Source organism: Streptomyces sp. NPDC088354, assembly GCF_044753585.1.
Lineage (GTDB): Bacteria > Actinomycetota > Actinomycetes > Streptomycetales > Streptomycetaceae > Actinacidiphila.
Map to the genome: position 1 here is coordinate 61,580 of NZ_JBIVNJ010000033.1, position 14,311 is coordinate 75,890.

General features: G+C 70.3%; 11 protein-coding genes and 1 pseudogene. 5 read left to right on the top strand and 7 right to left on the bottom strand.

The window, feature by feature from the left end:
* The first annotated feature begins 169 nt into the window (after nt 1-169).
* Nucleotides 170-709: an ArsR/SmtB family transcription factor gene (locus tag ACIP98_RS32835; RefSeq protein WP_401979406.1), complete on the top strand. Its 540-nt coding sequence runs from the start codon at nt 170-172 to the stop codon at nt 707-709.
* Nucleotides 706-1,992: an MFS transporter gene (locus ACIP98_RS32840; RefSeq protein ID WP_401979407.1), complete on the top strand. Its 1,287-nt coding sequence runs from the start codon at nt 706-708 to the stop codon at nt 1,990-1,992. Before ACIP98_RS32835 ends, ACIP98_RS32840 begins: the two co-directional genes overlap by 4 nt.
* Before the next feature lie 166 nt (nt 1,993-2,158).
* On the opposite strand, the gene ACIP98_RS32845 is transcribed toward ACIP98_RS32840, so the two are convergent.
* Nucleotides 2,159-3,295 (bottom strand): HoxN/HupN/NixA family nickel/cobalt transporter, encoded by a 1,137-nt coding sequence (locus tag ACIP98_RS32845; protein WP_401979408.1) that lies wholly within the window; start codon nt 3,293-3,295, stop codon nt 2,159-2,161.
* Nucleotides 3,296-3,477: 182 nt separating this feature from the next.
* Here ACIP98_RS32845 and ACIP98_RS32850 point away from each other — a divergent pair.
* A pseudogene (locus ACIP98_RS32850) lies at nt 3,478-3,840 on the top strand (superoxide dismutase); the annotation flags it as partial.
* An 83-nt stretch (nt 3,841-3,923) separates the two neighbouring features.
* On the opposite strand, the gene ACIP98_RS32855 reads toward ACIP98_RS32850, so the two are convergent.
* The 3 genes from ACIP98_RS32855 to ACIP98_RS32865 form a co-directional block, all read right to left on the bottom strand.
* A complete protein-coding gene (locus ACIP98_RS32855; RefSeq protein ID WP_319664053.1) occupies nt 3,924-5,258 on the bottom strand; it encodes a sulfite oxidase in 1,335 nt (444 codons plus the stop codon).
* Nucleotides 5,259-5,975: 717 nt separating this feature from the next.
* The gene (locus ACIP98_RS32860; RefSeq protein WP_401979410.1) at nt 5,976-7,331 is read right to left on the bottom strand and encodes a PepSY-associated TM helix domain-containing protein; all 1,356 of its coding nucleotides are present in this window, start codon (nt 7,329-7,331) and stop codon (nt 5,976-5,978) included.
* A 288-nt stretch (nt 7,332-7,619) separates the two neighbouring features.
* Entirely contained in the window at nt 7,620-8,159 is a 540-nt protein-coding gene (locus ACIP98_RS32865) for a hypothetical protein (protein WP_319664051.1), read from the bottom strand.
* A gap of 700 nt (nt 8,160-8,859) precedes the next feature.
* On the opposite strand from ACIP98_RS32865, the gene ACIP98_RS32870 reads away from it, so the two are divergent.
* Both ACIP98_RS32870 and ACIP98_RS32875 read left to right on the top strand, forming a co-directional pair.
* Entirely contained in the window at nt 8,860-10,257 is a 1,398-nt protein-coding gene (locus ACIP98_RS32870) for a carboxylesterase/lipase family protein (protein WP_401979412.1), read from the top strand.
* A gap of 245 nt (nt 10,258-10,502) precedes the next feature.
* A complete protein-coding gene (locus tag ACIP98_RS32875; protein WP_401979413.1) occupies nt 10,503-10,898 on the top strand; it encodes a DUF732 domain-containing protein in 396 nt (131 codons plus the stop codon).
* A 140-nt stretch (nt 10,899-11,038) separates the two neighbouring features.
* On the opposite strand, the gene ACIP98_RS32880 is transcribed toward ACIP98_RS32875, so the two are convergent.
* From ACIP98_RS32880 to ACIP98_RS32890, 3 genes are all read right to left on the bottom strand, one after another.
* Nucleotides 11,039-12,058 carry a DUF4331 family protein gene (locus tag ACIP98_RS32880; RefSeq protein WP_401979415.1) on the bottom strand — a complete coding sequence of 340 codons (1,020 nt, stop codon included), beginning with the start codon at nt 12,056-12,058 and terminating at the stop codon, nt 11,039-11,041.
* A 503-nt stretch (nt 12,059-12,561) separates the two neighbouring features.
* On the bottom strand, nt 12,562-13,329 hold the full coding sequence (locus ACIP98_RS32885) for an SDR family NAD(P)-dependent oxidoreductase (RefSeq protein ID WP_319664046.1): 768 nt from the start codon (nt 13,327-13,329) through the stop codon (nt 12,562-12,564).
* Between the two features lie 152 nt (nt 13,330-13,481).
* Nucleotides 13,482-14,093 carry an ester cyclase gene (locus ACIP98_RS32890; protein ID WP_319664045.1) on the bottom strand — a complete coding sequence of 204 codons (612 nt, stop codon included), beginning with the start codon at nt 14,091-14,093 and terminating at the stop codon, nt 13,482-13,484.
* Between the last annotated feature and the right edge of the window lie 218 nt (nt 14,094-14,311).

Here is a 14,311-nt window from a genome sequence, read left to right on the forward strand (position 1 = left end):
ACGGGCGTTGCCGTACTCCGGTTCGACGGGCCGAGCACCGTGACGGTAGTGCCGCACAGGTCGACAGGAGCCCGCTGCGGCACCGCGCACGCCGCCGTCCGCGGGCCGATTCTGGACGTCCGCGCGCATCCCCTTGCGCAATGGTCAAGAATCGTTGACCATTGCTCGCATGCCTACCGACGATCTACCCGAGACGTTCCACGTCACCACTGACGAGCAGTTGCGCGCCGTCTCCAATCTCACGCGTCACCGGATCATGGCCGTCCTCCGCTTCGAGCCCGCGACGATCACGCAGATCGCCGAGCGAGTGGGCCTGGCGAAGGGGAGTTCCAGCTACCACGTACGGCTCCTGGAGCGGGCCGGCCTGGTGAAGGTGGTACGGACGCGGAAGGTCCGGGGGGTCACCGAGCGGTACTACGCGATGGCCGCACGCTCGATCGAGCTGCCGGACCCGGGCGAGGGAGGGCCGGACGTGCTGATGCGGCACGCGGTGGCGGACCTGGAGGCGGCGCCGGCGGATGCCGAACGGCATGTGCGGATGGCGCATCTTCGGCTCACCGAGGAGCAGTTCGCGGAACTGGGGGCGCGGCTGCAGGCACTGGCGGACGAGTACCGGGAGCTGTCCGATCCGTCGCTGCCGGATGCGTCACTCGTCTTCGCACTGTTCCACCCGGCGTCGCGCGAGCGGGCCGAAGGGGGTGCCAAGTGACGTCGGGCCTCCGGAAGTTGCCGTCCGGCTTCGGACGGCTGTGGACCGCACAGACGGTGTCCTCGCTCGGTGACGGGGTCACGCATGCCGCACTGCCGCTGCTCGCCTTGACGTTGACGCGCGATCCGATGGCCCTCGCCGTCGTCACGGCCGCCGGAACGTTACCGTGGCTGCTCTTCGGGGTGCTCGGCGGTGCACTGGTGGACCGCTGGGACCGCCGGCGCACGATGTGGGTCACGGACGCGGCGCGTGCGGTGCTCCTCGCCGTACCGGCGGCAGCGGCAGCGCTCGACGTGCTGAGCATTCCCCTGCTCGCGGCCGTCGCCTTCCTCCTCGGCCTCGGCGGACTCTTCTTCGACACGGCCGCCACGGCCTACCTGCCGGATCTGCTCGGCCGCGACCCCGCGTCCCTGGAGCGCGCCAACTCCCGCCTGCGCGGCACCCAGACCGCCGCGTCCGGCTTCGCCGGGCCACCCGCGGGCAGTGCCCTGCTCGCGCTCGGGCGGGCTGTCCCGCTGCTCGCCGACGCGGTCTCGTTCGCGCTCTCCGCACTGCTCGTACGGTCACTGCCGGCCGCACCCCGGCCCGCACCGCAGGCCCGTGAGTCGCTGCTGCGGCAGGCGCGGGCGGGTGCCTCGTACGTATTCAGGGATCGGCTGCTGCTCGGGCTCGCGCTGCGTCCGGCGGTCGGGAACATCGCCTTCCTCGCCGTGGAGACCGTACTCGCCCTCTTCGCGCACGACCGCCTCGGCATCGACACCTACGGCTTCGGCCTGCTCCTCACGGCGGAGGCCACCGGCGGTCTGCTCGGCGCGGGCATCGCCTCCTTCCTCGGCCGGCGACTCGGCACCGGCGCCGCGCTGACCTGCACGGCGGCAGTCGAGGGACTCGCCATCGCGGGCCTGGCCGCCGCCCCGAACCCGTACGTCGCCGGCCTCGCGCTCGCCGTATGCGGAGCGGGCATGGGCGCCAGGATGGTGCTCGCGCCCTCCCTCCGACAGGCGATCGTCCCCGCCCACCTCATGGGCCGGGTCGCCTCCACCTCCCGCATGCTCGCCATGTGCGCCGCCCCGTTCGGCGCCTTCCTCGGCGGCTGGCTGGCCACCACCTACGACGTACGCACCCCGCTCTACACCGCCGCCGGCCTCCTCCTCACCATGACCGCCATCACCGCGACCATGACCAGCAACCGCCGGGTCGAGGCGGCGCTGCGCGCCGCCGCCCCCGTCGATGAACCAGATCACCCGGAATCCAGGGACTCCGTTCCCGAGCGGGCGCTTTAGGGCTCCGCGAGGTCGTCGAGCCACTGCCGAGACCGGCCCGGCGTTTCCCCGCCCCGGCGCTGGAGCGCCAGGCGCCCGCCTGCTCGGCAGACGTACGTGAACGCCTCCGGACCGATCGGCGCGGTCCGGGGGCGTCGCGGAACGAGCGGGAGCCCTGCGAGGTGGGTCAGTCGGCGTGCGGCTCCGCGGGGCGCAGGTGTGCCGTCCACTTCTCCTCGATGCGGCCGAACTTCCAGACCAGCAGGGCCACGAGCCACGTGGCGAAGAAGAGCCCGACGATGACGAAGCCGATGATGTTCAGGTCGAGACCGGCGATCCAGTCCCAGAACACGCCGTGCAGGCCGGCCTTGTCGGCGATGAGCCCGAGCAGTTCGACGCTGCCGATGATGAGGGCGACGGCGACGGACAGGCCGGTGATGGTGAGGTTGTAGTAGACCTTCCGGACGGGCTTGGAGAAGGCCCATTCGTAGGCGAAGTTCATGAACGAGCCGTCGACGGTGTCCAGGAGCGACATGCCGGCCGCGAAGAGCACGGGCAGGCACAGGATCGCGTACCAGGGCAGCCCGGACGCGGCTCCGGAGCCGGCGAGGACCAGCAGGGCGATCTCGGTGGCGGTGTCGAAGCCCAGCCCGAAGAGCAGGCCGAGCGGGTACATCTGCCAGGGCTTGGTGATGGACTTCATCAGCCGCCCGAGGATCCGGTTCATGAAGCCGCGGTTGTTCAGCTGCTCCTCCAGCGCGGCCTCGTCGAAGTGGCCGGACCGCATCCGCCGGAAGACCTTCCAGATCCCGGCCAGGATCAGCAGGTTGATGAAGGCGATGACGTACAGGAACGTGCCGGAGACGGTCGTGCCGATCCAGCCGGTGACGTCGTGGAGCTGAGAGTCGTCGTTCTCCACGGGCCCCGCGAGCGCCTTTACGCCCAGTGACAGCAGGAAGGCCAGCCCGAAGACGATGGAGGAGTGCCCGAGGGAGAACCAGAAGCCGACCGACAGCGGCCGCTGCCCCTCGCCCATCAGCTTGCGCGTGGTGTTGTCGATCGCGGCGATGTGGTCGGCGTCGAAGGCGTGCCGCATGCCCAGGGTGTACGCGGTCACCCCGATGCCGACCCCGAAGCTCTTCGCGCCGAGGCTGTAGTGCTCCGGCGCGACGATCGCCACGAGCGTGAACCAGCCGATCACGTGCAGGCCGACGACGAAGGCCACCATGCCGCCGACGCCTGCCCACTCCCAGGCGCTGAGCGCATGGCGGACGCGGTGGAGCAGGGACGGGGCTCCCGTTGCGACGGGCGGAGCGGTGGACATGAGCGCCTCGTGTCTCTGTACATGCCTGCTGACATGCCAACTTAGGCGCCACTGAGAACTATCTGCAATCTCTTTGCAGTTAACAACCGACGCTCATAAGGCAATGAAGTGGTCAAGGGGTCGCCGGCCCACCAGTCCCCGGGTCGCCCGGGAGGACGCCCTCACCCCCTCTGGGCTTTGTCGGCCTGGAGAAGGCCTTCGCCTTCCACCTCTCCGGCCACGTCCTGCTCGGTCTTCTGGCAGAACCCCTCCCCGTACGGCGGCGACCGCCCCGGCGAGGCGCTGGCCGAGGCCATCGACGAGCACCCCGGCGGCTCCGGTTGGGGTGTCCCGGCCTGGGAACCGCGAGGCAACCGGCTGATCGTCGAGCAGGTCTACGACCACCACGGCAACGTCGGCCGGGGCACCACCGGCTGCTGGTCTTCGACACCTGGGAGCACGCCTACCACCTGCAGTACAAGAACGTCCGCCCCGACTACGCCACCAAGCTCTGGGACCTCGTCGACTGGAACGACGTCACCGCCCGCTTCGAGGCGGCGAAGGCCGCGGCCGGGGCCTCACGCCGCGGCGTGATCGGCCCCGTCCGTCGCGGGTGGGGCCGATCACGGCCGGGTCTGTCCGAGCCGGGCTAGACGTGACCGGACCTGCCGGTCGGGTTCCCGGCGGCCGCGAGGTGTGCGGGCCGCCGGACCAGGACCGGGTGCCGCACCACGGCGTCGAAGAAATAGCCCTGCGTGTTGAACTCGGCCTCGTCCGGCTGGGTACGCCCTGCGGTGTCCGTGGCGCGTGCCAGCAGCGTGGTCGGGCCCTCCGCGCGCGGCAGCCAGGGCACGCTCCAGCGCACCCAGCCGTCCCGGCGTGGGGTGTCGCGCAACCGGGCGCGCCGCCAGCCGGCACCGCCGTCGGTACTGACCTCCACCTTGCGTATCGCCCCGGCTCCGGACCAGGACCGGCCGTGCAGGATGTGATGCACGCCTGCGGCGAAGACCGCTTCGCCGGGAAGTTCGAAGGCACTCTTGATCGTCTGCCGGGTGAGCGGTGCGCTGCCGCCTTCGGGGAATCCGGGACCGAACAGCCGGTAGAAGTCGGTGTTCCACGGTGAGTACAGCGGTTGCGCGGCGACCTCGATGTCGCCGACCCACTTGACCGAGGAGATTCCGACCCACGAGGGGACCAGCACCCGCACCGGGTGACCATGGTCGGCCGGCAAGGGGTCGCCGTTCATCTCGTAGGCCAGGATCACGTCGTCAAGGGCTTTGGCCACCGGAAGGGGCCGCCGGACGTGGCCCAGGCTGATGCCGCCGGTGACGTACTCGTCGTCCAGACCGCGCGGCATGACGTCCACCGCGTGCCGGAGGATCCCCGCCTGCCGCAACACGTCCGCCAGCCGCACGCCGCGCCAGCGCGCAACTCCGACGGCGCCGAGGGTCCATGCGGTGCCGGTGACGCTCTGGCCCTGCTGCGAGGTGTAGAAGCTCCGCCCGTTTCCCGCGCATTCGACGAAGGCGGTGTGCGTCACGCGAGGCAGCGCGCGCAGGTCGTCGAGTCCGAACTCGACCGCCTGATCGATGCCGGGACCTCCGCGCAGTCCGCTGCCCCAGACCTTCAGCCGCCAGGGACCGGCGTCGATGACGGGGGTGGAGGTGTGGTTGCGGACGAAGAAGCGCTCGGCCGGGGTGAGATACCCGGTGGCGCGCAGTGCTCCCCATTTGGTCTCGGCGTTGGTGCCGCGGACGGTGAACCACTCGTCGGGCAGGGGCTTGACGATGCCCGCGGCGGTCGCTGCGGCGGCCCTCGCCGGTCTGGGGAGGGCGAGTGCCGCGGTGCCGGCGGCGAGCAGGGAGAGCACCTGGCGGCGGGACATCCCGTCGCCACGAGCCCGTCCGGCAAGCCATTGGCGCAGCCGTAAGCGGTCGTAGGAGGGCTCATCCACGGGAGCGGAGGTGTGCTGTGCACGGGTCATGGCAGTCCTGCTTCCTGGGCGGGAACGGCTGAGGACGTGCAAGGCGCGCATGAAAGCGGCGGGGGAGCCGAAAGGTCAGTGAACCGGGGCGAGGGGGCCGGGGCCCGGGGTGTTCAGCGACAACAGCGGCGCGGCGCGGGAACACGCGGCATGCCGGCCCGTACAGCCGCTACGGCTGCGCTGTTGAGGTTCACGCGCTCATCGTAGGGCTCGCCCTACGCGGCGTCAGCTCCACCCGGGACTTTCCCGATGCGGTGGGGGCTTCGGGAGGCGGAACGCCGTAGACGGATAGGGGCAGAAGCGCTCATTCGCGCCGCGCAGCCGGTGTCCGGCGACGGCCGACCTGGATTCCGGAGAGGGCTGATGCGCGGTGGTGCCGGACGCGAAGCGTGGTGGCCGCGGGGAGGGGGACGTGGGCCTTCGCGGTTGTCCTGCGCCGCCTGCCCACGGTCCGGACAGCGGTCGTCCCCCTTTGAGGAGGCGGTTGGAGCGGGCCGGGGCCGACGGCGGGCACGGGGACCGGGGGCACACGATCTCGTTTTCCCAGGTGCTGATACCGGGGGCGATGATCTTTGAAGGGGGCTGTAATGACGTGGTCTGCGGGACTGCTCGGATGTGTGTGCCGTCTGACCGTTCCACTGAAGGTGTCGGCCTCCGGTCCGGCACAGTGGGCGTGCCGGACCGGAGGCAGTTCCTGTCCCGTGCTCTGTCGTGACGTCAGTCGGTGGGGCGCCGCAGGTAGAGCCCGAACGCTACGTCGTAGAAGAGGAACGCGAGCAGTGTGATGCCCAGCAGGGGCAGGGCCCAGCCGAGGGCGGCGACGGCGGGGACGCCGATGATCAGTACGGGCACGGGGAGCTGCCGCCACGCCCCTCGTACGGGAGCCCTGCCGAATGCCGCCATGCGGTCGCCGCGAGTGGGGCGGCGCTGCCACCACATGCGGTAGCCCCACACGATGACGGAGATCAGGCCGACCGCGATCAGCGCCAGCAGGATCTGGTTGACGATGCCGAAGAGCAGCCCCATGTGGCCCTGGACGCCGAGTTTGCTGACCTTGGCCGGCACCGGGTAGTCGGCCCACCGGCTCTCCGAGGTGACCTCGCCCTTGGCGGCGTCGACGGCGACCTGGTCGTAGTGGACCGGCCAGAGGTCGTCGTCCTGGGCCGCGGTCCAGGCGCTCGTCGTGTCGGCGGGCGGCGTCAGCTCCACCCGGCCGCCCAACCCGGCCTCGCGGGCGACCGTGAGGACCGCGTCGAAGTCGGCTGGGTCCGCCGACGCCGTGCCGTGGCCGGTGCCGTGTCCAGCGTGTTCCGCGTGCTCGCCCGCCGCCGCCTCGGCTCCACCGGGCAGGGCGGTGACCAGTTCGGGCGCGTGCCCCTTGGCCGCGTCCAGGAGTTCTCCGAACCGGGCACCGGCGTAGTGGGACCAGGTCAGGCCGGTGGCGCTGAGAGCGAGCAGGCCGACGGCGAGCCACACGCCGGCGGCCGCGTGCCGACTGCGGGTGCGCCGCACCCCCCGGGCGGAGCGGTCCGGCAGGAGTACGCCGCGCGCCGACCTGGCGCGCTGTCCGCGGGCGCGTCCCAGCCACAGGACGAGCCCTCCGGCGACGATCACCCACAGCCAGCTCGCTGCGAGCTCCGAGTACAGGCGGCCGGTCTCACCCAGGTGCAGATTGCGGTGCAGGTCGTCCAGCAATGTGGTCAGCGGTGTCGAGCCGTACCACGTGGTCAGCGCGCCCTTGACCTCGGCGGTGTAGGGGTCGACGAACACCGTGCGCTGGTTCTCGCCCAGTTCCGGCAGTGACAGGACCACCCGCGTGGTGTCCTCCGGGCCCGGCGGAGTGATGACCGAGGACAGTGTGCCCTCCGGGTGGGCCTTCCGGGCCGCAGCGATCTGCTCCGCGAGCGGGCGCGGTTCGTTTCCGGCCTTCGCCACGCTGAGCTGGTCGCCGTAGACGAGCTGGTCGAGCTGGGGTGCGAGGGTGTAGGCCAGCCCCGTCAGGGCGGCCACGAGAAGGAAGGGCGCGACGAACACCCCGGCGTAGAAGTGGAGTCGCACGAGCAGCGCCCGCACGCCCTTCCACGAACGAGCCTGCTGTTCGGGACCGCTTCCCGGGGCGGTTGACGCCGCTGGGGGGCGTCGTCTCTCGGCGTTCGTTCTTGTGTTGATGACATGGGTGCATCCCCAATCGGCACCTGGCGCGCTGGGCGCGGGCACTCGCGAAGTCGACGATTCGGTCCGCCTGGACGGCGGAACGGCGTGGCACGGCGGCCGCCACCTGAGCGCGGCAGGGCGCGGGGCGGGCGGTACGCGTGGGCACGCCGGACTGCGCCCGTCATCGCCGATGAGCGAGACGGGCGGTCAGGAGCGGATCGCCGTCCACGGTGGGCCGCGCCGGGTGACGCCGTACCGCAGGGCTGCTTGCCGGCGGAGGCGCGAAGGGGCGTGAGGGGACACCGGCGTCGCCGGGGCCGGTGAGAGGGCGACGACATGGGCGCGTGAGGCCCTGCGCAGGGGAGCGAAGACGAACCCGGCCAAGGCGCGGCCGAGTTGGAAGGCCGCAGCCTCGCCGCGCCACAGCCACAGTCCGCACAGCACCGCGGCCAGGACGTGAACCGCGAGCATGCCGGGGGACCAGCCGCTCATGGAGAGCGCGCTCATGGGCATCGCGCCCGAGGTGCCCGGACCTGGATGCCCGACAGGCACAGCCGCCGTACCCGACGGCGCGGTGACGAAGGCCTGGGCGAGATTGAACCAGCCGTGCAGGGCGAACTGGGTCACCACGGTCGACGCCGTGACCGCCAGGGCACCGCGCTCACGGCGACCGGCGAGCCACCACGCCCCGGCGGTCGTCACGGCGAACGCGTACCCCACCGCCCAGCCCGGAACCGCCCACGACATCAGGGCATGTCCCAGGCCTGACACCGCTGCACACACGGCCGCGAACACCGCGGCACGTGCGAGGCGGAAGACGGGCCCGGGCGTCATGGGCAGCCATGATGCCAGTCCTCACCCGAACGGGGGATGGGGCGCACGGAAGCACCCCGGCGTACCTGTGGCTGTGCTCGAAGGCCCTCTCAAATGGTGAGTCCGCGGTAGCGCGTCGCCGGCACCACGCGCTGGAACAGTGCCCGCAGCTCCTCCGGTCACCAGCCGTTCAACAACCTCTGCCACGGCCAACAGCCGCCTCGCCGAATGGGATGACGTCTGATCAATCTGCGTCCCGAATGCAGGCGCGCTTCTGGTTCTGGATCACCGTGAGACGCGCTTTTCATCCAAAAATCATGGCCCGGGAAAGCCTCACGGAATGCGCTGGGAAGCGTCGGCCTGGGTTGCGCCCCATCGGCGTGAATGTCGCTCGGATACCGTTCCCGGCGGGCGGTGGCTGATCCGTCGGGGCGACAGCCAGCAGGTACGGCCTGCTCTGCCGAGTGCGAGCGCAGGTCCTTGTCCTCTCGATCCACCAAGATTCGCGCCCGTGTGGGCTCCGCGGCTCGGAATGCTACGCAACTTTCATTGAATGAAAGCTTTTTGCCGCCCCCCGGTCCGGAGGTAGCATCCGGGCGTGCCTATTCCATTGAGAGCGGAGCCTGGCTGCAGTATGGAAAACATCATCGTGCAAACGATCCAGGGCGCCGTGCGAGGCGTGACGGACAAGGGTGTCAGCGCGTTCCGGGGCATTCCGTACGCCGCGCCTCTCGACGGCCCCCGGCGTTTCCAGCCGCCGCAGCCGCCGCAGCCGTGGGACGGCGTCCTCGACGGCACCGCTTTCAGTGCCTCGCCCCCGCAGGCCCAGATGCCTCCTTTGCCGGCGTTGTGGCACCCGGGTGACGATGCCGACTGCCTGACCGTGAATGTCTGGACGCCCGATCCCGGGGCAGCCGGTCTCCCGGTGATGGTCTGGCTTTACGGGGGAGCGTTCATCTTCGGTTCCGCGAGCCAGCCCGAGTTCGATGGCTCGAACCTCGCCCGCTCGGGCGTCGTGCTGGTGACCTTGAACTACCGCACCGGCTTCGAGGGCCTGGGCTGGCTGCCGGACGCGCCGCAGAACCGGGCACTGCTCGACCAACTCGCGGCCCTGCGCTGGGTGCAGGAGAACATAGCGCGTTTCGGCGGGGCCCCGGGCAATGTGACGATCTTCGGGCAGTCGGCGGGAGGCAGCGCCGTGGCGGCGCTGACGGCCGCCGAGGCCGGCCGCGGGCTGTTCGGCCGAGCCGTCGGACAGAGCGTCACAGCGGCCTTTCTGCCTGAAGACCAGGCGCGCGGCACGGCAGAGCGGATCGCGGCGGCGCTCGGTGTTCCGCTCACTTCCGAGGCCTTCGCAGGCGTGGCGTCCGAGGCGATCCACGCCGTGCAGTCCAGGGAGGGCGAGGTCACTCCCTACGGGCTCGTGGTGGACGGGGATCTGGTGCGTGACCAGCCCTGGCGCGGCCTGCGTGCGGAGGTCGACCTCATGACCGGGTTCGCCCGCGACGAGTACCGGTTCTTCGCCATGGCGATGGGCGAGAACCTCTCTGCCATTGATCTCGCTCGTGTCGCGGCGGCGCACGGCGTTCCTCTCGATGCCTACCGAGCCGCTTACCCTGGCGCCTCCGATGCCGATCTGTACATCCTCATCCAGTCCGACGCGTTCTTCCGCATGCCGTCGACGTGGTGCGCCGAGGAGCACTCCGGCCGCAGCTGGTCGTATGAGGTGGCATGGCCGACCCCGGTGTTCGGCGGGGCGCTCGGCGCCTGCCACCTGCTCGACGTACCGCTGACATTCGGCAACTTCCACGGCCCGATGGCGGCCATGCTCTTCGGCGACTCGATCCCGCCGGAGGCTCTCGGCCTGGCCGAGGAGTTCCGCCGGTCGTTGACGGCCTTCGCCGCCACCGGCGACCCTGGCTGGCCGCAGTACCGGAAGGGTGAGGCGCTCACGCGGATCTGGGACGTGCCCGCCTCGGTGGCAGCCGACCCCGTGTCGGCCTCCCGACGGATCTGGGCGGACAAGGTGTAAAGCCCCCGGGAGCCTGCGGGCCTCGCCAGGGTGAGGGTTCACTCGCAAGGCAGTTGCCCGCAGCAAAAAGCGACACACGAAAGACTTCGTCCGCAGCATTCGCCCGCTTGAGGTCCTGGCGGATCTTCAGAGGATCCGGATGGAGTCCGAGCTTGTGCCGCCTCGCGTTTCGGTCCGGATCCTGCGCAACTCCGCCATCACCGTGGATGATTGTCCCTGACAAAAGCTGCCAACGGGGGGACATCATGCGTCGCTCCACCGTCACTGCCCTGACCGCCGTCCTCCTCGCCGGAGCCGCCGTCGGCTGTACTGGCAGCGGCGAGGGGCGGAACGTCAGCAAGAAGGAGAGGTTTCTCGACGCCGCGCACTCGGCTCACTTCGAGAGCTGGGCAGAGAAGGGCCCCCCTGACGATGAGCTGGCCCCGTTCCCGCAGAAGTGGTGCGACGCACTCGCCGCCGGCCAGAGCACCGAGTACATCCTCAACCCGAGAGTTCTGTACCCCAATGGACCGCAGTGGGGCACCAAGGTGGAGGACGCCAGGAAGTTGCTGGTACTCGGAGTCGGGGTGTACTGCCCGAACATGAGTGATCGGGTGGCGGAAGAGCTGGGGCCCGACAACACGGCGTCGCCGGTCGGTTGATGTCGGCGTGCGGCGTCGGCCCTGTTGTGGCGTACGCGCCCGGCCCGCATTCCGCCGTCCCATCCCCGCGCCGGACCTGCCCGCGCTGCTCTGCCGGGCGCAGTGGCCCGGAGCTTCCGGGAGTGCCGCCGGAACGGGCTTCAGGAGGCGGCTGCCGGATGCGGATCGCCGAGGTACGGGAACCGGTCCAGGGTGTCGGTGTGCGGGGTCAGACCGGTCGGGGGCGCCTCGTTCTTGGTGAGGAACGCGACGCGGATGTCGATGACGTCTTCGGTGAATGTCCGGCCATTGGGGTACGCGGCCGGCTTGGAGGGGTCGAAGCTCAGCACGTCCGGAAGGAGGCCGTGCTCGTCGAGCGCGGTGATCGCCTCTTCGCGCGTGTAGCCGCCGGTGTGGCCCAGCAGGTGCACGAACTGGTCCGTCCACCTCGCCCGGTCGTTCACCGGCTCGCTGGCGTTGTACTCCTCCTTTGTGTCGTCGGTGTTGAAGAAGCTGCTCACCGACGGGTGCCCGGCCCGGTCCGCGTGGACGAGTTCGCCGTCGCGCAGAACGCTGCACCGGCCCCAGATGTGGAGCTCGGGCTGGGGGGCCAGCTCCGCGGTCGGCAGTTCGACGGCCATGGAGAAGACATTGGCCGTGGTGTTGGAATCGACGCCGGTCCACGGCGACTTCCCGCTCAGATGCGGTGCGGTGAAATTCCGTTTGCCGCTGGTGTCGAACAGGTTCTTGATGCCGTCGAAGTCGAAGAAGAAGGCATCGCTTCGGCTGCCGGCGGCCACCTTGTAGTCGCCGCTGCTGACGACGTTGGCCTGCGGGCCGAAGGACACAGCCGCGTCCGAGACGATCTTGGTGCCGACCGCCTCGGGTGCGCGGGACGCCGTGCCGGTTGCCATGAAGACGCTGTAGGTCTGCGAGCCGTCGGCTCCCGGCGGGCTGAAGACCCAGCTGAAGGCGATGTCGGTCAGGTAGTCGCCGTCGTTGTCGATGTTGAGTCGGTACACGGCGTCGGGGTGGAGGGCATCGGCGTTGGGATTGGCGTTGAGGATGAGAACGGTCCTGCTCGGATCGCCGGGGGCTGCGAAGGCGTAGAGGTCGCAGAGGTCGAGGCGCTGGTCGCCGAGCGGCGGTCCGAGACTGAGGCCGGTGAAGTGGTTCGACATGTCGGGCGACTCCTCTGCTTGCTCACGGAGGGACCGCCGGAGCGACACGGCCGTTTCGCGGATCGTGCTCTGCCAGGGCGGTGTGAGGTCACGCTAGCCCGCGGAACCGGTCCGACCCCTTCCAGGGAATGTGCCATGGTCAAAGAACGCCCGGATGGGCCACCGTCAGAGGAAGGCCCCGGGCGGCATGTCGCCAGGAGCCGCCGCGCGGGCGGTTCCCCCTGACGCGATGTCGGGGGCCGCTGAAGGGTGTCCCGTTCATCCCCAAGGGTGATCTTGTCTGCTGTGCGCCGCCGGCGGGTGGCACCCGTCGACAGTCGCATCGGAACCCCAGGGGAGGGACACCGGAGACTGTGCCGCCACCGCGGGTGCCGTGCGGAACGCCGTCCCGGGCCTTGGTCATGACCAGCCCGGCGACCCTGTCAAGGGCTCATGGCGCGGGAAGGGAGTGGCCCGGTCCCACCCCGGGGAGACAGGGCGGGACCGGGCCACCGCGCGCCGTGTCACCAGGCGCTGGCGCCGCCGTCGACGGCGTAGTTGGCGCCGGTGATGTACGAGGCGCGGTCGGACGCGAGGAAGGCGGCGAGTTCCACGATCTCCTCGGGCTGGGCGAAGCGCTTCAGCAGCGTCTTGCTGGTGATGGCGTCCCGCATCGCCTGGTTGTCGCCGAGGTCGCGGTCGCTGGCAGGGGTCAGGACGGGGCCGGGGCTGATCGCCACGGCGCGGATCCCGTGGGCGGCGCCTTCGAGAGCCATCTGCCGCGTCATGCCGATGACTCCGGCGTTCGCCGCGGTGTGCCCGACCATCGGGGGGTTGTGACCGGCGATCATGCCGGCCATCGACGCGACGTTGACGATGACGCCGCCACCGCGGCTCACCAGGTGGGGCCAGGCGAACTTCGAGACGTAGAACGGGATGTCGAGCTCGCCGGTGATGGTCGCCCGCCAGTCCTCCACGGGGAAGTCGGGCATGGCGCCGAAGCGCAGGGAGGCCGCGTTGTTGTACACGACGTCGAGTCCGCCGTAGGCGGCCGCGGCGTCCTCGACCAGGTGCCGCACCTGGTCCGGATCCGTGAGGTCGATCGGAGCGATGCCCGTCATCTCACCGCCCGCTCGGCGGACGAGGCCGACGGTCTCCTCGTTGGCGTCGGCCCGGATGTCGCATCCGACGACCTTCGCTCCTTCTCTGGCGAACACCTGCGCCGCGACGCGACCCATGCCTACGCCGGTGCCGGTGATCAGCACGACCTTGCCGTCAAGAAGGGTTGCCATGGAACGTTCTCCTGCCGAATCGATGGTGCGAAGGGCCTTGCGCCTCGTGCCTCGTGCTCGTGCCCGCTCCCCGGGCGCACCGTTGTGCACGGCACGCCCGGGGTGGGTTGGTCATCCGGCCCCGGCGGAGCCGAGTGAGGGTTGGCGCAGGCCTACTTGGTGCTGGGGTGAACCGTGCCGGGGGGCGTCTCGCCGCGGAGCTCGTCCAGGAACACGCCGAAGTTCCCCTCCGACCAGTGCTCGACGGACTGGCCGTGTATCACGCGGTCGATGGAGATGCCGCTGAGCTGGACGTCGCGGCCGGAAGCCGGGATGCCGAAGACCGTTCCGGTGTGGCGCCCCGCGAAGCTCCAGCGGGTGACGACCTTGTCGCCCTCGACGATCTGGTCCAGGACGGTCATCTTGAAGCCGGTCAGCCCCGCCTTGATGTTGAGGTCGCCGTTGATCCAGTCCTCGCGGTTCTCCGGGCCGTTGAACCCGTGGAGCACCAGGTCCTTGGAGATGTAGCGGTCGAAGCCGGCGGCCAGGTCGCCGTTGTAACTGGCGTAGTACGCCGAGGTGACCTGCAGCGGCGACAGGTAGTGGTGGCGGGAGTGGCCGGCGGGGACGGTGTGCGACCCCTGGCTCTGAGCCGCGGCGGGGACGGCCACGGCGGTCAGGGCGGCGGCGACGCCGACCGCGGTGCCGATCACCTTCCTGCGTCGTCCGGACTGGGAGGAGGCGGCAGGCGGGGACACGGCCTCACGGGTCTTACTGAAGAACACGGGGCACTCCTGGAAGACGTAGTCGTCGGCGCCTCATGGCGCCGATGTGCTTGACACGTCAATCATGTGTCACAGCTTGACGCTCGTCAAGCGCGTCAGCCCTTCCTCGTCGGCCCCGGGGTTCGCCCCACCCTCGGGCTGTACACGGCGTGAAAGGCTTGGGTCTCGAAACGCCTCGTGCCCAGGTCCGGCAGCGCAGCGGTACCTGGGGAAACGGG